Source organism: Hyphomicrobium sp., from assembly GCF_019744875.1.
In the GTDB taxonomy this organism is placed as follows: domain Bacteria; phylum Pseudomonadota; class Alphaproteobacteria; order Rhizobiales; family Hyphomicrobiaceae; genus Hyphomicrobium_C.
In genome coordinates this window covers 921,244-941,367 of the sequence record NZ_JAIETU010000002.1, presented here as the reverse complement: position 1 = coordinate 941,367, position 20,124 = coordinate 921,244, and the positions used below count along the sequence as shown (strand labels likewise).

Annotated in this window: 19 protein-coding genes and 1 tRNA gene; 10 read left to right on the top strand and 10 right to left on the bottom strand. The window is 65.2% G+C overall.

The genetic code is table 11. The features are described 5' to 3' along the window. Positions 1-44: 44 nt before the first annotated feature. On the top strand, positions 45-446 hold the full coding sequence (locus K2Y42_RS04520; protein ID WP_291148954.1) for a hypothetical protein: 402 nt from the start codon (positions 45-47) through the stop codon (positions 444-446). A gap of 177 nt (positions 447-623) precedes the next feature. Continuing rightward, a complete protein-coding gene (locus K2Y42_RS04515; RefSeq protein ID WP_291148952.1) occupies positions 624-938 on the top strand; it encodes a hypothetical protein in 315 nt (104 codons plus the stop codon). 70 nt (positions 939-1,008) lie between these two features. Here the strand turns inward: K2Y42_RS04515 and rlmB are convergent, their stop codons facing one another. After that, positions 1,009-1,914, bottom strand: a complete 906-nt coding sequence (rlmB, locus tag K2Y42_RS04510) for a 23S rRNA (guanosine(2251)-2'-O)-methyltransferase RlmB (RefSeq protein WP_291148949.1) — start codon at positions 1,912-1,914, stop codon at positions 1,009-1,011. Positions 1,915-2,128: 214 nt separating this feature from the next. Between rlmB and K2Y42_RS04505 the strand changes: the two genes are divergently transcribed. After that, positions 2,129-2,213: transfer RNA gene (locus K2Y42_RS04505), tRNA-Tyr, on the top strand. 189 nt (positions 2,214-2,402) lie between these two features. Here the strand turns inward: K2Y42_RS04505 and K2Y42_RS04500 are convergent. Next, on the bottom strand, positions 2,403-4,433 hold the full coding sequence (locus K2Y42_RS04500; RefSeq protein ID WP_291148947.1) for an OmpA family protein: 2,031 nt from the start codon (positions 4,431-4,433) through the stop codon (positions 2,403-2,405). A gap of 279 nt (positions 4,434-4,712) precedes the next feature. On the opposite strand from K2Y42_RS04500, the gene K2Y42_RS04495 reads away from it, so the two are divergent. Further along, positions 4,713-5,060 (top strand): hypothetical protein, encoded by a 348-nt coding sequence (locus K2Y42_RS04495; RefSeq protein WP_291148945.1) that lies wholly within the window; start codon positions 4,713-4,715, stop codon positions 5,058-5,060. Positions 5,061-5,120: 60 nt separating this feature from the next. Here the strand turns inward: K2Y42_RS04495 and K2Y42_RS04490 are convergent, their stop codons facing one another. Further along, positions 5,121-5,606 carry a hypothetical protein gene (locus tag K2Y42_RS04490; RefSeq protein WP_291148942.1) on the bottom strand — a complete coding sequence of 162 codons (486 nt, stop codon included), beginning with the start codon at positions 5,604-5,606 and terminating at the stop codon, positions 5,121-5,123. A 322-nt stretch (positions 5,607-5,928) separates the two neighbouring features. Between K2Y42_RS04490 and K2Y42_RS04485 the strand changes: the two genes are divergently transcribed. The 4 genes from K2Y42_RS04485 to K2Y42_RS04470 all read left to right on the top strand — a co-directional run bounded on the left by K2Y42_RS04485 (position 5,929) and on the right by K2Y42_RS04470 (position 10,445). Then, the gene (locus tag K2Y42_RS04485) at positions 5,929-6,114 is read left to right on the top strand and encodes a hemin uptake protein HemP (protein ID WP_291148939.1); all 186 of its coding nucleotides are present in this window, start codon (positions 5,929-5,931) and stop codon (positions 6,112-6,114) included. 303 nt (positions 6,115-6,417) lie between these two features. Beyond that, positions 6,418-7,725 (top strand): PLP-dependent transferase, encoded by a 1,308-nt coding sequence (locus K2Y42_RS04480; protein ID WP_291148937.1) that lies wholly within the window; start codon positions 6,418-6,420, stop codon positions 7,723-7,725. A gap of 505 nt (positions 7,726-8,230) precedes the next feature. Beyond that, positions 8,231-9,820: an ATP-binding protein gene (locus K2Y42_RS04475; protein ID WP_291148934.1), complete on the top strand. Its 1,590-nt coding sequence runs from the start codon at positions 8,231-8,233 to the stop codon at positions 9,818-9,820. A gap of 16 nt (positions 9,821-9,836) precedes the next feature. Next, complete coding sequence (locus K2Y42_RS04470) at positions 9,837-10,445, top strand: response regulator (RefSeq protein ID WP_291148932.1); 609 nt, start codon at positions 9,837-9,839, stop codon at positions 10,443-10,445. Positions 10,446-10,749: 304 nt separating this feature from the next. Here the strand turns inward: K2Y42_RS04470 and K2Y42_RS04465 are convergent, their stop codons facing one another. Together K2Y42_RS04465 and K2Y42_RS04460 are read right to left on the bottom strand one after the other, a co-directional pair. Continuing rightward, on the bottom strand, positions 10,750-11,256 hold the full coding sequence (locus tag K2Y42_RS04465) for a DUF892 family protein (protein ID WP_291148929.1): 507 nt from the start codon (positions 11,254-11,256) through the stop codon (positions 10,750-10,752). A 150-nt stretch (positions 11,257-11,406) separates the two neighbouring features. Further along, the gene (locus K2Y42_RS04460; RefSeq protein ID WP_291148927.1) at positions 11,407-12,447 is read right to left on the bottom strand and encodes an ROK family protein; all 1,041 of its coding nucleotides are present in this window, start codon (positions 12,445-12,447) and stop codon (positions 11,407-11,409) included. Positions 12,448-12,764: 317 nt separating this feature from the next. Between K2Y42_RS04460 and K2Y42_RS04455 the strand changes: the two genes are divergently transcribed. Next, positions 12,765-14,141: an autotransporter outer membrane beta-barrel domain-containing protein gene (locus K2Y42_RS04455; RefSeq protein ID WP_291148925.1), complete on the top strand. Its 1,377-nt coding sequence runs from the start codon at positions 12,765-12,767 to the stop codon at positions 14,139-14,141. An 80-nt stretch (positions 14,142-14,221) separates the two neighbouring features. Here the strand turns inward: K2Y42_RS04455 and K2Y42_RS04450 are convergent, their stop codons facing one another. Then, positions 14,222-15,046: a matrixin family metalloprotease gene (locus K2Y42_RS04450; RefSeq protein WP_291148923.1), complete on the bottom strand. Its 825-nt coding sequence runs from the start codon at positions 15,044-15,046 to the stop codon at positions 14,222-14,224. Positions 15,047-15,263: 217 nt separating this feature from the next. Between K2Y42_RS04450 and K2Y42_RS04445 the strand changes: the two genes are divergently transcribed. Next, on the top strand, positions 15,264-15,575 hold the full coding sequence (locus tag K2Y42_RS04445; protein ID WP_291148921.1) for a hypothetical protein: 312 nt from the start codon (positions 15,264-15,266) through the stop codon (positions 15,573-15,575). Between the two features lie 85 nt (positions 15,576-15,660). Here K2Y42_RS04445 and otsB read toward each other — a convergent pair whose 3' ends face one another. The 4 genes from otsB to K2Y42_RS04425 all read right to left on the bottom strand — a co-directional run bounded on the left by otsB (position 15,661) and on the right by K2Y42_RS04425 (position 19,928). Next, on the bottom strand, positions 15,661-16,473 hold the full coding sequence (gene otsB / locus K2Y42_RS04440) for a trehalose-phosphatase (protein WP_291148919.1): 813 nt from the start codon (positions 16,471-16,473) through the stop codon (positions 15,661-15,663). 136 nt (positions 16,474-16,609) lie between these two features. After that, positions 16,610-17,704: a carbohydrate kinase family protein gene (locus K2Y42_RS04435; RefSeq protein WP_291148917.1), complete on the bottom strand. Its 1,095-nt coding sequence runs from the start codon at positions 17,702-17,704 to the stop codon at positions 16,610-16,612. 67 nt (positions 17,705-17,771) lie between these two features. Next, entirely contained in the window at positions 17,772-19,643 is a 1,872-nt protein-coding gene (locus tag K2Y42_RS04430; protein WP_291150185.1) for a glycoside hydrolase family 15 protein, read from the bottom strand. A 150-nt stretch (positions 19,644-19,793) separates the two neighbouring features. Next, a complete protein-coding gene (locus tag K2Y42_RS04425) occupies positions 19,794-19,928 on the bottom strand; it encodes a hypothetical protein (RefSeq protein ID WP_291148915.1) in 135 nt (44 codons plus the stop codon). Positions 19,929-20,124 lie beyond the last annotated feature (196 nt).

Below are 20,124 nucleotides of genomic sequence, written 5' to 3'. Positions count from 1 at the left end.
GCGTGCGGCCTAGAGTTTCCAGTTTCGTGCCCGAGGAGGTTGTCATGCGTTTACGGGTTTTCGCCTTGCTTGCAGCAGCCGTCGGTCTGGCGCTGATGCCGGTCGCGGCTGAGGCCGGCCATCGCCGCGCACCGCGCGGTTACGGCGAGGTGCAGGTTGTGCACCACTACGGCTACTATCCGCGCTACCGCCACGTCTATCACAGCGACTTCTATACCGACCCCTACGCCTATCGCGCGTCGCCCCGCGGCTACTATCCGTACTACAACTCGGGCTACTGGCGCCCGACGAACGAGCTGCGCTACCGCCGCGCCTGCTGCCGCCCGGTCGCCGCGCTCCCGCCGTACTACCAAGCTTGGGGCTATCCCAACTACCGCTACGTCAAGTATCGCAAGTGGCATCGCGGTCATCACCATCATCACCGCCGTCTTCATCGCCACTGGTAGAAGTTGGCGCTCGAACACGCAAAGGCCGCTCTTTCGAGCGGCCTTTGGCGTTTTTCGGCTACGCGAATTCCGCGTTCACGCCCCATTCATGCGGCATGATGTTTTCTGACGTCATGAACTTTTTCGCTCCGCGCCGCGTTGTCAGCGCGGATCACTCGTGAGATTGGGACTGGACCCATGATGAAGAAACTTATGAACGCACTGATGGCTGTCGCGTTGATGGCCGGCGTAGCTGTGTCGTCTGTTCAGCCGGCCGAAGCAGGTAACGGTGGGCGCGTGGCGGCCGGTGTTGCCGCAGGCATAATCGGCCTCGGCCTGCTCGGCGCATACGGCCATGCACGCGACCGCGAATACTACCGCGCCAGCGACAGATGCTATCCCGGCCCCGAGGAATGCGGTTGGCGCAATCGCCACTGCTTCGAGAACCGTTGGGGCGACACGGTCTGCCGTGGCGGCCGCTGGACGTGCTGGCGCCCGACCTACTGCGATTGATCGCAGCCTGAACACGGAAGAACTTTAAGCAAAGAGGGCGGCGCCGGTTTCGGCGCCGCCCTTTTTCGCGTCAGGAGATTGCGCCCGCGCGCCGCCGCGCAACCGCCGCCCAATGCAGCGCCACCGCGGCCGCATTCGATACGTTGAGGCTGTGCAGCGCTCCGCCCGTGGTGATCGAAACGAGGCGGTCGCACGTTTGCGCGGTCAGCTCGCGCAGGCCCTTGCCTTCGGCACCGAGCACAATCGCGCACGGGCCCTCGAAGGTTTCGTCTTCGAGGCGCGCGTCGGACGCGCCTTCGAGACCGATCAGCCGGAAGCCCTGCGCCTTGAGCTCTTCCATCGTCTTGGCGAGGTTCTGGACCGGCAGCACCGGAACGAGATCGAGCGCACCGGAGGCAGCCTTCGCGAGCACGCCGTTGAGCGGGGGACTATGGCGGCGCGTCATGATGAGACCGGACGTGCCGAACGCGGCCGCCGAACGCAGTACCGCGCCGAAGTTGTGCGGGTCCGTCACGTGATCGAGCAGCACGAGCGGACCATGCGTCTTGGCCCGCTGGATCAACTCGGCGAGCAGCGGCTCTTCCAGCGGCTGCGCTTCGAGCAGCAGGCCCTGGTGGACGGTGTCCGCGCCGAGCAGGTGATCGAGATCGCCTGGCGTTGCGCGGTCGATCAGCACGCGACGGGCGGCAATCACCTCGGCGAGGCGGATTTCCGCATTCTCCGTCGCGAGCAGGCGAATGACGCGCCGGTGCTTGTTGTTGAGAGCCGCCTCGACGGCGTGGCTACCGAAAATGCGCACGATGCCGTCGTCGGGCATGTCGCGCCGCGCAACGGGGGGCTGTCGCCCGCGGCCAGGATCTCCCGATCCGCCGGGCTTTGCGCCGGAGGGCTTCCCCGGGCGTCCGCCGGGGCGCTTTGCTCCCGGTCCTTTTTGCCAGGGTTTGCGGTCTGACTTGCCCGTCCGGGTGTCTTTCATGGTGGCGTGTGCTCCGGATGGCGGGAAAGCCGCCGAACGCCAGACCCATACGGGTTTTCGCCCGCTTTTCCAATTGACATTGGGGGGCCGGATTACCATAAGGACGGCGTTGCCCTGCCGCTCGGCGAGCGCAGGGCGATTTTGTTTGATAGGCCGGATGGAAAGCCGTTGCGCAGTGATGCCGCGGACGAACACTGGCCTACCGAATTGGCACGGAGAGGTGCCCGAGTGGCTAAAGGGGACGGACTGTAAATCCGTTGGCTTCGCCTACGCTGGTTCGAATCCAGCCCTCTCCACCATTTTCCCTAGCGCCGTTGAGCTTGCAGGTGGGGCCGCCCCACCGATCCTGCGCGCTAAGGAACGCTCCTGGCGGAAACCGCCTTCCAGCCGATCCACCTTCAGAACGAGCAGCAGCTTCTGAACCGGCGCACGCTTGAGGCCGCATTCGCCCAGCCGGCTTTTGGGCCGGCCGGGCGACGAGGCGTTCGTCAATCGACGTCGTTCCAGCCTTCCTTCGAAAGCAGCGGCGTGATGCGGCGGATCGAGACGCGGCGGTTGATGCGCGACGGCTCTTCCGTCGGCACCTTGAGGTACTGCTCGCCGTAGCCCTGTGTCGTCAGGTTCTCCGGCGGCACGTCGAACACGTCCGACAGGATGATCGCCACCGTTTCCGCGCGCCGGTCCGAAAGTGACAGGTTGTCGATGTCGGAGCCGACGGCGTCGGTGTGGCCCTCGATCAGGAACACCTCGTCCGGCGAGCGCTTGATGATGCGCAGCATCGCCTGCGCCATGCTCTCGAGCTTCGGATACTGATCCTCGCCGACCTCCCAGGAACCGAAGCCGAAATTGACGGCATCGAGATCCACGCGCCGCATGCGCTCCAGCACGGAGTAGCTGTGGCGTACTTCGTCGAGCGAATAGCCGCGTTCGAGGCGTTCCACGGGCGGCGCCATCAGCGTGTCGTAGACGACGTCGGGCGAGGCGCGGTCGTAGTCGACGATGTACTCGTCGTCGGGAATGCGCACGCGCGGCGGGGGAAGGTCGACGTAGGCGTCGCGGTAGTCGCGCTCCTCGTCGAACCGCGAGTGACGATGGCGGCCGTAGTAGTTGCGGTTGTCGATCAGCACGACCTCTCGTCCATCCCGATCCTTGCGGCTGCGGCGATAGAGCTGCCCGTCGTCATCCTGCAGCGAATAGATGAGGGCGCCCGCGAGGCCCATCGTCACGATCATCGTCAGGCCGTCTTTGCGCCGCTCGCGCCGGACTTCCCGGCCTGTCCGCTGGAATCGGCGGCTCTCGTCGTGACGGATGAAGGAGCGGTCGTTTTGGCGCACGATGACGCGGTTGTCGGGCTCGATGATGTCGCGCCGTTTGCCGTCGAACAGCGTGCGCTCCTTGCGGCCTTTGCGAATGTCCTCGAACTTCCGCGTGCCATCGGGGCGGAAATTCTCGACCTCGCGCCCGCCGCCGTGAGACCTGTCGCCGGGTTTGTGCGAGTGGAAGTCACGCGCCTGGTCGCGGGCGCGCTGGAATTCGTTGTCTGCCGCGCCGCGATCGAACGCCTTCGGCGGCGTGCCCCATGTGGGCCGCGGCCCGGCGCCTTGCCTCTGCTTGAGCGCGTTCTGGCGGGCGGCATCCGCATCGAGCTGCTTCTGGCGCACCGCCTGGTCCCGCGCCTTGAGCGCATTCTGGCGCGCGGCCTCCGCATCGAGTTGCTTCTGGCGCACCGCTTCGTCCCGCGCCTTGAGCGCTTCGTCGCGCGCCGGGTCCCGGATGATCTTGCCCGAGTTCTGCTGCTGTCCCCAGCTGTTGTTCTTCGCCGCATCGCGGGCGCGGATCGCGTCCTGCGTTTGCTGCTGCTGCTGGAGCGCTTTCTGCCTCGCCTGCTCAGCCTGAAGCTGTTTCTGCTTGATCAACGCGTCCTGACGGCTCTTCTGCGCCGCATCGCGGGCGCGGATCGCGTCCTGTGTTTGCTGCTGCTGCTGGACCGCCTTCTGCTTGGCTTGTTCGGCCTGGATCTGCTTCTGCTTGTTGATGGCGTCCAGGCGGGACTTCTGCGCCGCGTCGCGCGCGCGGATGGCATCCTGCTGCTGGATCGCTTTCTGCTTGGCCTGCTCGGCCTGGATCTGCTTCTGCTTGAGGATAGCGTCCTGGCGGCTCTTCTGCGCCGCGTCGCGTGCGCGGATGGCGTCCTGCTGCTGCTGGATCGCCTTCTGCTTCGCCTGCTCGATCTGGATCTGCTTCTGCTTGAGCGCGTTCTGGCGCGCGGCATTCGCGTCGGGGGCGTCACCCGCCTTGTTGTCCGTAGGAGGGGGATTGCCCTGTGCCCACGGCTGCTTCTGGGCCAGCTCGATGCGCCCATCGGCCCGTGCATCCACCTGCGAAGATGAAGCCCGGAGAGGCTCCGCGCGGGCAAAGCCCGGAGCGTCGGTTTGTGCGGGAACCTCGGAGACGGCGCGCTCGGGACCGAAGACGGCGAGGGGAAGAGCAAGAAGCAGAGGTACGGCGCGAAGGGTCATGCTGGGTCCAATTATCAAAAGCCGGTCGCCCCAGATCGGGGCTGCAATCGAGAGCCATCACTCTCGGTCATCAAAACACTACGGCCTCATGACACTATCGGCCGAAACAGAGCAAATCATGGCGCGCTGGGGCGGGCCCAAATTGATTTTGCTGGAAATTCCGGGGCGCCATCGGCAAGCTCAGCCCGCGTGCGGCGGGTTTGGCCGTGACGGCTTCAGTGATTCGCCTGCACGTTCGCCAACCCGTGGCGGTCACCTGCAACTCCATGTCTGGTCAGAATGTCTAGTCAGAACCGGCCCGGCCGCCGCCCGATGCTGAACTGCATCCCGGTGCTTTCGATCGCCCTGGCGCTCGCGGTTGCCCCGTGCGGTGGGGCCGCGGCTCATTCGGGCCGCGCCTGCGGCGAGCTCGTCGAAAGCGGCCAGTCATCAGGAGCGACGCAGGAAGAGGCGTTGAAGGCCGCTCAGGTCTGGTGGTCGTCGCGCGCCGGTGCACTCGGGCCTGGCTACGAAAACTGGGACAGCGCCGGAGAGCGCGCCATGGAGTGCGAAATGGAAGGCGCCGCCCGGTTCAAGTGCAAAGCCACGGGCCGCCCATGCCGTCCTGCCGGCGCGCCCCAAAGCTGAAGAACGAAAGACCGCGCGTGCCTCGACGCGGCGCAACGTCCAACAGAAATCAGAAAGACTTTAGTGCAGCGCGAGGCTCGGCGACGCCATCGGCCGGCGGCGATCGGTCGGCCCGAAGGCGGACCCGAAGCGCGCGGCGGCGGCGGCGAGCGCGGGCGCTTCGCTGCGTCCGGCGAAATCCGCGGCCGCGTCCGCGATCTTGCCGCGGTGCCCGCGATATCCCGCCTGCAACAGCAGGACCAGAAGCCACTCGTCCTCGGTCACCTTGAGCCTGCATGACGGGCACTGCGGCGACAGATACCCGAAGCCGCCTTTGCGTTCGGCGCGCATGGCGCGAATGATGCCCGTGATACGCGAGGCGATCAGCGGCCCGTTGTCTGCGCCGTAGCGCATTTCGGCATGACTGATCGCACGATCGCAGCCTTCGGCGCGGTTGTGCTCATAGCTCATGCAGTTGAGACGAATGAGAAGCAGCCACTCCCGCTCCATCTCGCCGAGGTCGTTCACATCGAAGTTGTGCGAGAGCGCATTTGCGTCGGTGCACATGAGCCAGCTCCAGCCTCCGTCACGCGCGCTCTGAACGAACGCATGAATAAAAAGGGCGGCGGCAGCGACCACCCGATCTCGGAAGAACGATCGGAAAGGTACGCTGCCGCCAATGTGGAGGCCCAGGCAGTGCGGGAGGCTTAACTGGGTCCCCAGAACGCATCATTGAATTCCGGCGTTTGCGGCGGGTTAGACGCCGAACGCGCCTGCGGCGAAACAGGCAAATCACGATGCGGACTTGCAGACCATAATAATCTGGATATAAATAGTCAACAATAGATCGGCGCCACAACGCCGCGCCCAATTCACATGCGGAAGACTGATGTCCGGAGACACCGACAAGCAGAACTCCGGACCGCGGTCCGGACCACCACCTGATGCCTCATCGATCGTGCGCCACAAGGTGTCCGACCTGATGAATGGCGGCCGTGAGGCGATCCTCGAACACGGGGGCGCCGATTATCTCCTTCGCATTACGGCTAACGGCCGCTTGATTTTGACCAAGTGAGTTCTGTCCCGAGTGGTTTGCGTTCCGAGTGAGTTGCGTCCCCGAGCCAATTGACAGGAGGTGACAATGATCGCGTTCTTCAAGCAAGTCCGCCGTTTGATCGGTGCTGTCGCCGGTGACTGCGACGAAGCCACGACCGAGCGCCGCCTGTAAGGCGGCCGTCCGCGAAGTTGGCCGGCGCCGCTGCTTATGTTGGCCCGCACTATCCCTTTAGTCGGAATATGCACGCCTCCCCCTGACGCGGACGCCGTGGTGCGCTAGACGTGTCGCCTGTCGAAAACGGCGGTTCGGGAGGACCACACGATGAGCACGACCAAGAGCACGGCGCCGCGCGCCGAAACGCTATCGCTGCATGCAGGCTGGCGCTCTGACCCAACCACCGGCGCCGTGGCCGTGCCGATCTACCAGACGACGTCCTACCAGTTCCGCGACGCCGAGCACGCCGAGAACCTCTTCGCCCTGAAGGAGCTCGGCAACATCTACACGCGCATCATGAACCCGACGACGGATGTGCTGGAAAAGCGCATTGCCGCGCTCGACGGCGGCGTCGCCGCGCTCGCCCTCGCATCGGGTCAGGCGGCGTCCGCCTACGCCGTGCAAAACGTCGCGCACGCGGGCGACAACATCGTGAGCTCGACGGATCTCTACGGCGGAACGTGGAACCTGTTCGCCAACACGCTGAAGAACCAGGGGCTCGAAGTTCGCTTCGTCGATCCATCGGATCCCGAGAACTTCCGCCGCGCGACCAACTCCCGCACGCGCGCCTACTACGCCGAGACGCTGCCGAACCCGAAGCTGTCTGTGCTGCCGATCGCAGAGATCGCAGCCATCGGCCGCCCGCTCGGCATTCCGCTGATCGTCGACAACACCGCAGCCCCGATCCTGTGCCGGCCGCTCGATCACGGCGCGGCAATCGTAGTGTACTCGTCGACGAAGTATCTCGGCGGACACGGCACGTCGATCGGCGGCGTGATCGTCGATGGCGGCAATTTCGATTGGGCGGCCCACGCCGAACGCCAGCCCGCGCTCAACACGCCGGATCCGAGCTATCACGGCGCAATCTGGACGGAGGCGGTCAAGCCGCTCGGTCCCATCGCCTACATCCTGAAGGCGCGCACGACGCTGCTACGCGATCTCGGCGCCGCGCTCTCGCCGTTCAACGCGTTCCTGCTGTTGCAGGGCGTGGAAACGGTGACGCTGCGCATCGCGCGTCATTCGGAGAATACCGCAGCGGTTGCCGCATGGCTGGCGAAGCATCCGGAGGTGACGCGTGTCATCCACCCGTCGCAGCAGACCGGCGTGCAGCGCGAACGCGCGGCGCGCTATCTCAAGGGCGGCGAGGGCGGACTGGTGGGCTTCGAGCTCAAGCAGGGGCGCGAGGCAGGCCGTCGCTTCATCGATGCGCTCAAGATGTTTTATCACGTCGCGAATATCGGCGACACGCGCAGCCTCGCGATCCATCCCGCCTCGACGACGCATTCGCAGCTCTCGGGCGAGGAACTGATCGCGACCGGCGTAACGGATGGATACGTCCGGCTCTCGGTCGGCATCGAGCACATCGACGACATTCTCGCCGATCTCGATCAGGCGCTCGCCGCGGCGACGGTCTAGCCGCCTGATGCTCACGACGTGCGCGGGCTGGCGCGACAGCCCGCACACGAGTTCAGAACAACGACGACCCCGAGGCTCGCGAGCACCTCGGGGTCGCGCCATTTCGGTGGAGCGGCGGGCCTTCGCGCTGGCCAATACGGTGAGCTTAGGAGGCTTGAAAATACTGACGTAGTTTCCCCTCGATAGCGCGCAGAGTGCGTGGCACGGCGCGCTAAGCCCTTACACTAGCGGGTCAAACACACTATTTTCCCGTAGCGCCTGCTGTCCGTTCCCGGCTCTCGTGTCGATCGCCGTGATGCGGATTGATATAGAGTTTCACTTCCAGCGTGCGGACGCGGTCTCCGCGACCTGCTAGGCATCACTGCATTCGACGTTGCTGCAATTGAGGGTGCGCACCGCAGGTGCCATCTGTCGGGAAGGAACCCTGGGTACTTTGACGGACATGCCTGAAGCGCAAAAAGCGATGCACGGGTGGGGTCAGGAAGCGACTGCAAGAAAACTTCCTGTGGCGGCTCTGTTGTCTCATCCGCCGGTCCTCATCGGTCTCGCCTACGTCGCAAGCTACGCGCTGCTGGACTGGCTGAGCTTCATCAGCCCCATCGCCACCGTCGGCGTGACGCCCTGGAACCCGGCGACCGGCGTCAGTTTCGCGCTCGTGCTGCTGCTCGGTCGCGAGTATGTGCCGTGGCTGTTCATCGCCCCGCTCGTCACCAACGCGCTCGTGCTCGACCTGCCGTTGCCCGTGATCGTCCATGTGCTTGGCGCATTGATCGTCGGCGCCGGCTACGGCATCGCGACCAGCATCCTCAACATGCCGAGCGTCGCCTTCGACCGGACCCTCAGCACCAAGCGCTCGCTCGTGCTGCTGATCGCGGTCGCGCTGGTCAGCACCGGCGCCGTCGCGCTGACGTATGTCGGACTGCTCGCGGCCTTCGGCCTCGTGCCGAGCGGCGATTTCCTGATGACCGCAACGCAGCTCTGGATCGGCGACATGATCGGCGTGACGGTTCTGACGCCGTTCCTGCTCATCGTGTCCACGCGGCGGCGCGTCCTCGTGCCGTCGTTCGAGCTGGCCGCGGTGATCATCGTGCTGGCCCTCACGTTGGCCGCGGTTTTCGGCCTTTCTGACACGTTCCGCGTCAAGCAGTTCTACCTGTTCTTCCTGCCGGTCATGTGGATGGCGGTGCGGTTTGGCCTCGAAGGCGTGGCGCCGGGATTGGTGATCGCGCAGATCGGCCTGATGACCGCCATGCACTATGCCGGCGTGAACGCGAGCGACATCACCGCCTATCAGGCGCTGATGATCGTGCTGTCGTTGACGGGCCTTACCATCGGCGCCGTGGTGAACGAGCAGCAGAAGACGCAGGCCCAGTTGCGCCAGAACCAGGAAGCGCTCGAGCGCGCCGCGCGCCTCGACACCATGGGCGCGTTTGCGGCAGCGCTGGCTCACGAGATCAACCAGCCGCTGACCGCCATTTCGAACTACACGCGCCTGGCCAAGATGGCCGTCGAGAAGCAACCGCCCGACAACGAGGCCGCCCGCGAAGCCGCCAAGAACGCCGTCGCCCAGGTCGATCGTGCGGCGGAGGTCGTGCGCCGCCTGCGGGACCTGATCCGTCTCGGCCACAACGAGATGCGCGTGAACTCGGTGACGGACCTGATCCGCGAAGCGATCTCGCATTGCCAGCTCGACGCGCAGGCGAAGAACCTGACGCTCGAAACGCGCGCGCCGAGAATGTTGCCCAACGTGATGTGCGACGGCCTGCAGATCCAGCAGGTGTTGATCAACCTCATCCGCAATGCGGCCGAGTCCATTACCTCAGGAGCCCGGCCCGACGGCAGGATCATCGTCGAGGCGGAGCTGTCTGGCACGTCTCGCGTAGTTGTGACCGTCCGTGATAACGGACCCGGATTCGATCCGGATATCCTGGAGCGGGCCCTAACGCCGTTTACAACGACAAAAGAAGAGGGTTTCGGCCTGGGCCTGGCGCTCGCGCGTTCAACCGCGGAATCGCACGGAGGCCAGCTTTTGGTCGAAAGCACTGGCGGGGGCGCATCGGTTTCCTTTACACTTCCTACAGCCAACCCGAAATGAAACGCGAGGAAAGCAAGTGACCGTAGCTTTGATCGATGACGATTCCGCAGTGCTGCATTCGATGCGGCTGCTGATCGAGAGCCGTGACATTCCCGTCGCGTGCTATGAATCGGCCGAGGCCTTTTTGGACGAGTTGCCGAGCGCCCGGCCGGCATGTGTTGTCGCCGACGTGCGGATGCCGGGAATGACCGGCCTTGAGCTGCAGCGCGAGCTGAAGCAGCGCAATCACGAAGCCCCGCTCATTCTGATCAGCGGCCATGCGGACGTCTCGATGGCCGTCGAAGCGTTGAAGCAGGGCGCATTCGATTTCTTCGAGAAGCCCTACGATGGCGAGCGTCTCGCCGCCAGCGTGTCCGATGCCGTCGAGAAGGGCCGCCAGCGCACCAGCGAGACCAACGAGCGCGACGACATCGCCGAGCGCTTGAAGGCTCTCTCTCCGCGCCAGCGCGAAGTTCTCGAGTTCGTCGCCTCCGGCATGTCGAACAAGCAGATCGCCGCGAAGCTCAACATCAGCCCGCGCACCGTGGAAACCTATCGCGCGTGGGTGATGGAGCGCATCGGCGCACAGAACGTGGCCGATCTCGTCCGCAAGGTGAGCGCGTTCCTGCCGACGGACGCGAAGTAGGCGCGCGAGCGTATCGGGAACTTTCGTGGGTGCTGGATGGTTGAGAAGCCATAGCACCTAGGCGCCGCGAACAAGGCGCCGCAAACACGAAAGATCTTCACATGCGCTATGTCGTCCTCTGGGCCATGGGCGTGCCGATCACGGGTTTGATCGTTCTGCATCTTCTCGGAATGATCTGATCCCGTCCGCCCGCCCGCCCGTTTATCTCGACAAAGCCGGCCAAATTGGCCGGCTTTGTTGTGTCCGGCCGACCCGCATGACGCGTTACGTCATCGGCGCAAACTCACTCGCAAATCAAATACTGTCAGGACAGAGCCGCCTGCTCGACTAGCGGCAGCGCGGGCGCGACGCGCTCTTCGACGAACGCGAGATCAGAAAGAATGCTCGCCTGCACGAGCTCCTCGGCAATGCTGCGGCGGATGTCGCCGATCGCCTCTTCGATCTCGCACTGCTCCGACCATCTGAGCAGGGCTTCATAGAGCGTGATTTCATAGCGCTTGAGCGCGAGCAGCGCAGCCGCGCACCCCTGCGTGCCGCCTTCGTGAGCGCCCGAGCAGCACTCCCACGCTTCGCGCAGCAACGCGGTCGTGACCCACGAGGCCTCCAGTCGCGGTTCAAGGTAAAGCACCGCGAACAACCGATCGATGCGCTTCAGTTGCTCCTGAGATTGCCGCGCGATCTCGCGGGCGGCGCGCGCCAGCCTGTCGTCGCTGACTGAGCCCGCGATCGTCGCCGTCGCAGCCACCAATTGCTTTTCGGTGTCGTAGATCTGGCGCAACGTCCGCATGTAGACGCGTTCGATATTCTGCATGGCGCGATCATCGTCTCCGGCCGAATTGGCTGCATCAGCCAAGTGGGCCGTGACGATAACGCGATGGCGTGCTGGCGGTTCCGTGCGGTGCAGCATCCGGACATCGAACGGACACCGAAACAGGCGCGACCGGAGGCGTGCAGCCTATGTTCAGCGCTTGCTGCGCGTCGTGAAGCGCACGTTGCCGAGGCCCGTGCCGATGGTGAGCGCGCCCCAATGCTCATAGGTGCGCATGATGGGCAACTCGCTGAGGCCCTGCACCACCGCATCGTTGTGCATCACGACGGCCGTCTCGTGCTTTCCGATCTCCGGGATGGCCTCGCGGATCGCGGCCGGCAGATTGAAGCCTTTGCTCTCCCAGTTGCCGGGGAGGTTCTGCGCGCCGGTCTCGATGGAGCCGTCGGCGTCGATCAGCCCGGGACACCCGACCCCGATAACCGGGGCCAGATTGATCTTTGCCTTCGCAGCCTGCTTGAGCAGATCCTTCAGCATGTCCGTCATCCGCTCGACCGCTTCGTCACGCTTGGTCTTCTCGTCGCCATGCCGCCACAGCTCGGATTTCCACACCTGTGCCTTTTCGAGCTTGGACGACTTCTTGAGGTTCAACTCGACGAGGCCGGTGCGGATGTTGGTGCCGCCGATGTCGACGGCGAGAATTCCATCGAAGCCTTCGAGCGTCCAGGACGGCATCAGATGCGCCGCGCCGAGCAGGCCCGCTTCGTCGGGGTGGTTCTTGATCAGATGCAGTTCGATGTCCACGCCTCCGGATTTGAGAAGCACCGCCGTTCGCCCGACGGCCAGTTCCCCGACCCGGCTCTGGCGGAAGCCGCCGCCGATGACGATCGCTTCCGTATCGCGCCAGCTCGCGCTTTTAAGAAAGCGCCGGATCACGTGGGCAAGTTCCTGGGCGAAGGCTTCGATGGCGCTGTGGATCAGCCCGGCCGCCTCGTGGTCGTCTCCGGCCAGCAGCGCGTCGAGCTGCTTCTTGCTGATGTCCTCGATCGCTTCGTCGCCGAGCGGATCCGCGCCGAGCTTGCGCAGCGGCTCGCGCCACTCCTCGATGATGGCATTGAATGCGCCGCGGCTGGCCCGGTCGCCGACAAACCCTTCCTCGTCGCGGATTTCGAGATTGTAGCTGTCGACTTCGACGCTCGGCAGCGTCTTGGCGCCATGTTCGGTGATGACTGGCAAAGCGGCATCCTCTGCAACGTGTAAGATGTGATGACGGGTGGAAGATGTGTTGGAGGGGGGCACAGCGCCCCGGGGATCGCGCGGACGCGGGCGCCGAAAGGCTCAATCCAGTGAGAACGCCGAACGTCCCTGAAAAGTCGAACCGTCTGCGAAAAAAATACGCGCCCGTTGGGCCAGTGTTCTCGGGAGGCGCGGGGCATGTGCGCCAATGCGCTGCACACGATGCGCTGCGGCGGGTCACGCTTTGGTCCCTTTTCCGCGTCATGGAACACATTGATCGGGCGTGAAAATCGAAACAGGAAGGAGGCGAGCGGGCGATGCAGCAAATCGTTCCAGGCCGCGCCGTTCTCGGCGTGGTGTTGTCAGGTGTGTGTGGTGTCCTGATCGCGGGACCGAGCGAGGCGCAGGCTTATGTCAGTGCCGGGTGTGATGCGGCGAACAAGGGCAGACTGAATGCCTCCGTGACGGCCGGACGCGGCACGGTGCGCGAAGTGCGCCTCGACGAGGGCGAGACGCTGACCCTCACGATCACGACCAAAGGCAAGGCGGCGCTCAGCGTGCACAGCGAAGGCGACGCGGCGCGCGTGCTGCATTCGGGCCGCTCGATATCGGTCGTGTTCGTCGCGCCTCGCACGGCGAGCTACGGATTCCACATCGATGCGGACGACGACGCGGGCGCGAGCCTCGGCGCACGCTGCACCTCCATCACAGGTGCCGCCAACGAACGCGCACTGCTCGAGCGCCGCAAGGCGTTTCTCGCCGGACGCGATCCCGACCGCATTCGCATCGATCGCCCGGCCGGCGATCCCAAGCCGCTCGAGGCACCCGGCGCCGCGAGCGCCAACGGCGAGATCCCGAAAGAGGTGACGGCGTCCGTCAGTGTTTCGGAGCTGCTGTCGGCCATGAACCCCGGCGGCAAGAAAGACCCCGGCATTCTCGATTTCTGGTTCGAAGGCCGCTACATGAACTACGACACCGGCAGCTTCCAGACGCGCGAGTCCGACGGCAACTTCAGCGTCATGTACTTCGGCAGCAAGTACATGGTCGGCCCGGACATCATGCTCGGCGCGCTGGCGCAGTTCGACCAGACCGGGGAAGCGCTCGGTACGGAAAACAAGGCATCGGCCAGCGGCTGGATGGCGGGCCCCTATGTCAGCGTGCGGTTCGGACCGGGCATCATCTTCGACGGGCGCGCCGCCTGGGGCACGACGCAGAACCTGCCACATGGCATCGCCGTCGATACCGCGTCAGCCGACCGCAGCCTGCTGCGCGGTACCATTCGCGGCACGCGCCAGTACGGCGGCTGGGATGTAACGCCGAAGGTCGGGCTCAGCTATGTCGAGGACACGCCCGTACGATCGTCGAGTGGGGTGCCGGAAGGATCGCACGCGGCTGTGGGCACAGGCCGGCTCGATGTCGTGCCGGAACTGAAGCGCCGCTTCGATATCAATAGCGAAACCTACATCGAGCCGCGCATCGCAGCCGGCGGGTTTCTGTCGTTCGACGAAATGTCGGCCCTGAACCCGGGCACGTCCGTCGTGCCCGACTTGCAGTGGAAGGCTGAGGCGGGCGTCGCCGTCGGCAAGAAGGACGGCGTCAACTGGCAGGCGACGGGCGGCGTCGAAACCGGCGCGGCGACCGCGACGGACACCTGGTCGGGCCGCCTGCAGCTCAACATGCCGCTCGGGAAATAGCGCGAGAGATCGTCGATGCTTCGCAAGTATAACGCGGCGGCGCCCTCGGGGTGCCGCCGCTGACGTATCCGGCTCATCAGTCAGGGCTGCGTCGCATCCGACAGCCCGAGCGTGCCGTTCGGGCGCGAGGCGCCGTTCTGCATCTCGCCCTCGGCGCGTTTCGACGTCCCAAGCGCCGCGCCAAACTCGAGCTGCGGGCCTGCCGCAGATCCCTTGCGGCCGTAGAGCGCGGCTGCGCCCGCAACGTCGCCCGCCTGCAGGTCTCGTGACTTCTCGACATAGCGAAACGACATCAACTGCCCCTCCGGCCCCGGATGGTCGAGGCCGATCGCATGCCCGATTTCGTGCGTCATCGTGAACCGCAGGTCGTAGACGTCGAGATTGCCGTCGAACCCGATCTTCCAGGGCTGGTGAGGGTTGAGGCAGATGAGCGACTGGCGGATGTCGCCCACTCGGCCCGCTGGCCGCGTCTCGGAGGCCGTGAGCGCGACGTTGGTGAAAGCGCGGCCGCGCGGCTTGGCGTCGGCGCCGATCAAGATGCCGGCCTCCGCGACTGAGGGTGTCTCCTCGAACACGATGTTGGCGGCCTGCTCCCAAACCGTGAAGGCAGCGCGAACCTCGCGCCGAAAGTCCTCGTGCGGGATCTTGGATGGGCCGAGCGCCGCGCCGGGCGGCAGCATGTCGCCGCAGTTCCGCGCGCCAGCGAACGAGGCGGGCGCCGTCAGGAAGGCATAGGTGATCTTCGCGGGCACCCCCTGCGCCGGCATCCGCCAGCGGACGGCATTGCGGCCGTCGAGCGCGAGCAGGCGATACCCGTCGTCGGCGCGGGAAGGTTGCCCCACCAGCAGCACGCCAGCGGACGCCAGGCAAAGCGCCAAACGGCCGAAGCCGAAAAGTCCCCTCAACGTTCAGCTCCCCAAAAGCCGCCCCCGGGCGGCGATTGCGTATGCACCTTTCCTAAAGTGCACCCCAATATCGGTCAATGTTCGAACGGATTGCCGCGCTATCCCCCTCCCGTCATCAGTGGACGGCCCATCCTGAGGGGATTCGTTAGTGGAACCAAAGGGCTACGCAGTGCATTATGGCATCAGATCACGCGGATTAATGTGGAGAAACGACTTGATGAAGACCAAAGCGACGATCCTCGCGGCTGTCATCGCTGCAGCCGCGCTGCAGTTTGCCGGCGTCGCGAATGCGGCGCCCGTAGGCCCAGTGCAAAACGCCGTTACGACCGAGCGCGCCAACCTCCAGTCCGTGGACTACCGTCCCTACCGCCACTGCCATCGCGCAAGGTCGGGCAAGAAGTGGTGCCACGGCGGCGCGCAGCGCCGGTACGGCTACTACGGCTATGGCCCGGGCGTGAATTTGTACATCGGCCGCGGCTACCGCCACCATCATCACCACCACCACCATCATCGTCACCACCGCCACTAGGGGCGATGAAGATCCGACAACAGGGCCTGTCCGAGAACTCGGGCAGGCCTTTTTTCGTGGGGTGGACCTTTTCGTGAGATGAGCCCTAGTGCCGCGTTTGCGTCTGCTCGAGCACCGCGAGCCGGTGAGCGAGCTGCTCCAGCCAGCGCCCGACGGCACGGGGACCGGCGAAGTCGGCGCGGTCGTCGCTGTAGTGCTCGCCCGCGACGCGCAAGGCGAACCCCTTCATGCCCTCCGCCACGGAAAACGCCGCCTCGTCTCCGATATCGTCGCCGATCATGATCGGAACGCGGTTCCGGAAGGCGGGCAGCTTCGCGAGGGCCGCGAGCGCAGTGCCCTTCGAGAGACCCGACGGCACGATCTCGAACAGCTTCTTGCCGCGTAGAATTTCGAATGTGCCTGCATGCCGGTCGAGCGACGCCTGGAGCGCGGCGAGCACGAAAGGCTCCGCGCTGGGTGCGAGGCGGTAGTGGACGGCAAGTCCGGGGCCCTTGGGCTCGACGATGACGCCTGGCTGAGCGTCCGCCAGCGCGCGCATCTGGTCCAGCAGATCGTCGGGCAGCCGCGCCTTCACCCGCTCGATTTCGGCGTCCGGACCGATGCGCAGCTCCGCGCCGTGAACGCCCGAGCCCGCCAACCGGACGGGGCGCAGGATGTGGTCGATGTCGCCCAGAATACGCCCGGTGATGATGGCGACGGCGCCGTCGAGGCTGTGATGAAGGCGTTGCAGAAGCGGGACGAGGCCATCGGGTACGCGAACGAGTTCAGGCGTCGGCGCGAGATCCAGCAGTGTGCCATCGACGTCGAGAAACAGCGCGCACGCCCTCGGGTTGCCCAGCATGAAGTTGGTGCACGCGCTGAGGCGAGGTGAAATCGGCGCTGTCGTTTCCGCAACCATGTCGCTCTCGTTGTTGTATTTTACAGCCGCGCGCGGCACGAAACGCCGCTCATCGCCGGTCGTGAGCGCCGCTCAGGGGGATCGTTCGCCTGCTCTTCGCTGCCGAACGTGACGCGGATGTGGCCGTGACCCGCGTTCACAGAGGCCATCCGATCACGACTGGGGGCGATCCGGCGTCCGCGAGCCGCTGATTGAGGTCGTGGCGTGCGAGCAGCCCGCTGCTCGTATCGATAAAGCCAAGCACGCTGGCCGCATTGTGGGCGGCGGCGCGGAGCGCGAAATCGGGCTCGGCCCCAAGCGCGGTGTAGCCCGCGAACGTGGACCCGAACGCGTCGCCCGCGCCCGCCGTGCCCTGCACCTCGGTCTCGACGGCCGGGCAGTAGATCATCCGCCCCTGGGACGCCGCGAACGCGCCGTCCATGCCATCGGTCACGACCACGCTGTCCACGCCTTCCCCCACGAGCGCGCGAAAGAACGCGCGAACGGCAACGGTGCGACCATGCGCTTTGAAGCCCCGCTGCGCGAGTGCGGGCGGGTGAAGATCGTGGGGAAACGGCAGCGGTTCGTGGTCGTCTGGAATGTCGTGGTCGAGCAGCGCCAGCACGTCTTCGGCCTCGTGGCGATTGAGGGAGAGAATGCCGATCTCCGGCAGCGCGTCGCGGAAGGCTCTGCCGTGCGCATGAAGCTGGCGCGTGCCGGGGTTGACCGCCACGCGCGCCTGCGCCGCCCGCGCCGTCTCCACCAGCAAGGGAAAGCAGCGGGCCGCTTCGTTGGAGAGGTTCGCGATGTAGACGAGATCGACCGCGAATGCCCGCTCGTCGATGTCCTCGGGCTCGAGCAGCGTGTTCGCGCCGCGAAAGGTGAACACGCCCGCATTGCGATCGTGCGACGACACCAGCACCGACGACCCGGTCGGCGCGCGCTCGTCCCGGATCGCCCACTGAGCGGAGATGCCCTCTTCGGCCAGGCTCGCCATAATCTGCTCGCCGCGCCGGTCGTCGCCGATCTTGATCAGCGCGGCGCAGTCGAATCCGAGGCGTGCGAACGAGATTGCCGTGTTCACCGCCCCGCCGCCGCAGTGCATGGAGATGTCGATCGCCTCGGTCTTGCGGCCGTCCTCAAGCAGCAGAAACGACGTTCCCGCATTGAGCAGCGACATGCGTTCGATGGCGGAGTTCTCGATGATCGCAATGGTGTCGATCATGGCGCCGCCGACGGTCAGCACCTTCATGGCTAAGGGCCCTCGTCGGTGGAAACGGGGTCGGTGAAAACAGGACGGTGGACGGCGAGAGATGTCACTATTCCGTATCAACGCGGAAGTCGGACCCCGGTTCCGGCCCATGCGCCGCGCGCGGCCAGGCCTCCGTCCAATTGCGCGACAGGTTCATGCAGGAGTTGACAATCCCCGCCATCGAGTACGTCTGCGGAAGATTCCCCCACAACTGCCCCGTGACGGGATGGATGTCTTCCGACAGGAGGCCGAACGCATTGCGCCGTGACAGCAGTTCGTCGAGAAGGTCGCGCGCCTGCTCGACGCGGCCGGCGGCGGCCAGCGCGTCGATGTACCAGAACTGGCACGCCAGGAACGACGTCTCCGGCGCGCCGAAATCGTCGTTGTCATAGCGAAGCATGAAGCCATTGCGGCCGAGCTGCGCTCCGATGACGTCCAGCGTCTTGAGGAAGCGCGGATCGGTGGGCGACAGCAACCCAAGCTCGGGCAGCAGCAGCACACTTGCATCCAGCTCATGCTGGTCGAGCGCGCCCGCGATGGCGCCGAGCTTGGAGCTCCAGGACCGCGTGAGGATCTCGCGCCGGATGGCGTCGGCGTGCCCCCGCCAGCGCTCGGCATCGGCCGCGAGCCCGAGCAGAGCTGCAATCCGCGCCAGTCTGTCGAGCGACACCCAGCACATCGTCGCCGAATGGGTGTGGATGCGCTTGCGGCCGCGATATTCCCAGATGCCCGCGTCCGGTTCGAGATAGAAGCGCAGCGCCTGATGGCCGAGGTTTTCGAGCCGCCGATAAAGCGCCTCGTCGCCCATGCGCGGCAGCCGCTGGTCGATGAACATCTGCGCCACGCCGAGGATCACGCTGCCATAGGAATCGTGCTGGATCTGCTCGGCGGCCTGATTGCCGACGCGCACGGGGCCCATGCCGAGAAATCCCGGCAGATGCTCGGCCACCCTTTCGACGAGCGGCTGATCGTGCACGATGCCGTAAACCGGCCGCAGCGCGCCGTTCGAAGAGGTGGCGACCGTTGTGATGTAATCGAGGTAGGCCTCCATCGACCGCGTCGCGCCGAGCCGGTTCAGGGCCATGATCACGAAGTAGGCGTCCCGCAGCCAGCAGTAGCGATAGTCCCACGTCCGCTGCGTGTGCGGCGCTTCCGGAATTGAGGTGGTGTGCGCCGCCACGATGGCGCCGGTCTCGTCGAACGTGCAGAGCTGCAGCGTGATGGCGGCGCGGATGACGTCGGTCTGCCAGTCGAGCGGAATGGCGAGACCGCGCACCCAGCTCAACCAGTACGCACGCGTGCGTTCCAGCGCCTCGCGCGAGACGGTATCGGGCGCCGCTTCGAGCGACTCGTCGGGCGCGAGAATGAGCGTGACGGGGCGCGCGAGCGCAAACGCCGTTTCATGCACGATGTAGGAGAGCGGCGCATCCGTCGTGAGCCGGAACGTCAGGCCGCCGCCGCTGTAGCGGATGTGATTGGAGCCGACAACCTGGGCCGATCTCGGATCGCCGTAGTTGAACGTCGGGCGCACGCGGATGCGCACGCGCGGCATGCCGATGGGCTCGATGCGTCGAATGATCTGGGCCGGATGGAGCATCCGCTCGAAAAGCCGATAGCGGGGCGCGAAGTCGACGATGCGCACGCCGTTGCCGTCACCGTCCTCGATCAGCGTCTCGACGATTGCGGTGTTGCGCAGATAGGCCGAGCGCGTGCGCACGGCGCCCTCGACCACGATGTCGCAAAATCCCTTCTCTTCGTCTCCGGACAGAAGCCGCGAAAAAACAGGATCGCCGTCAAAACGCGGAAAGCACCACCACACGATCCGCGCCGACCGATCGAGCAGCGCGGCGATCCGCCCGTTTCCGATCAAAGCGTAGTCGAGAGGCTGCGCGGGCGCGTGCGCGCTCTGTGACGCGCGGTCGTGATCGCCTTGGGCGATGGGGCGCTGTTCGGCCGTGTAGCGCAGCGTATCCAAGTTGTGAAAACCCCGATTATTGTGTGTGCAGTGCTTATGCGTGCAGGCGTGCGTTCCCGGTGCTCGTGGATGCAATGCATGCGTGAGCATGCGTCAACAATGCGTTCGTCGGGCTCAGTCGCGCTCAACCCAGACGAACCACGCCAGCACGGCGAAGGCCACGATGACGACGATGAACGCGAGAGCAAACGAGATTATGGCGAAATCTCCGGAGCTGTTCGGCGGGCACCGGCAGCCAAGTGCAGCCAAGTTTAAGCGTGCCGGCGGTTCAACCGCACAAATGCGATGTAAGCGCGAACGCTAACAACGCCCATCGTCGCGCGGAGTTCCGCAGTGGAAACTGGCTTGATCATCTGTGAAGCCAGCATCATGCGTGCGCAGCAATGTTCGGCGTGCATTCGAGCACGCATTACGAAGCAATAGCACGACTTATGGAGCAACGTTT

Excerpts from the sequence above, each read along its gene's own strand:
- K2Y42_RS04520 (WP_291148954.1), top strand. The coding sequence starts at position 45 with ATGCGTTTACGGGTTTTCGCCTTGCTTGCAGCAGCCGTCGGTCTGGCG.
- K2Y42_RS04515 (WP_291148952.1), top strand. The coding sequence starts at position 624 with ATGATGAAGAAACTTATGAACGCACTGATGGCTGTCGCGTTGATGGCC.
- rlmB (WP_291148949.1), bottom strand. The coding sequence starts at position 1,914 with ATGAAAGACACCCGGACGGGCAAGTCAGACCGCAAACCCTGGCAAAAA.
- K2Y42_RS04500 (WP_291148947.1), bottom strand. The coding sequence starts at position 4,433 with ATGACCCTTCGCGCCGTACCTCTGCTTCTTGCTCTTCCCCTCGCCGTC.
- K2Y42_RS04495 (WP_291148945.1), top strand. The coding sequence starts at position 4,713 with ATGTCTAGTCAGAACCGGCCCGGCCGCCGCCCGATGCTGAACTGCATC.
- K2Y42_RS04490 (WP_291148942.1), bottom strand. The coding sequence starts at position 5,606 with ATGTGCACCGACGCAAATGCGCTCTCGCACAACTTCGATGTGAACGAC.
- K2Y42_RS04485 (WP_291148939.1), top strand. The coding sequence starts at position 5,929 with ATGTCCGGAGACACCGACAAGCAGAACTCCGGACCGCGGTCCGGACCA.
- K2Y42_RS04480 (WP_291148937.1), top strand. The coding sequence starts at position 6,418 with ATGAGCACGACCAAGAGCACGGCGCCGCGCGCCGAAACGCTATCGCTG.
- K2Y42_RS04465 (WP_291148929.1), bottom strand. The coding sequence starts at position 11,256 with ATGCAGAATATCGAACGCGTCTACATGCGGACGTTGCGCCAGATCTAC.
- K2Y42_RS04455 (WP_291148925.1), top strand. The coding sequence starts at position 12,765 with ATGCAGCAAATCGTTCCAGGCCGCGCCGTTCTCGGCGTGGTGTTGTCA.
- K2Y42_RS04445 (WP_291148921.1), top strand. The coding sequence starts at position 15,264 with ATGAAGACCAAAGCGACGATCCTCGCGGCTGTCATCGCTGCAGCCGCG.
- otsB (WP_291148919.1), bottom strand. The coding sequence starts at position 16,473 with ATGGTTGCGGAAACGACAGCGCCGATTTCACCTCGCCTCAGCGCGTGC.
- K2Y42_RS04435 (WP_291148917.1), bottom strand. The coding sequence starts at position 17,704 with ATGAAGGTGCTGACCGTCGGCGGCGCCATGATCGACACCATTGCGATC.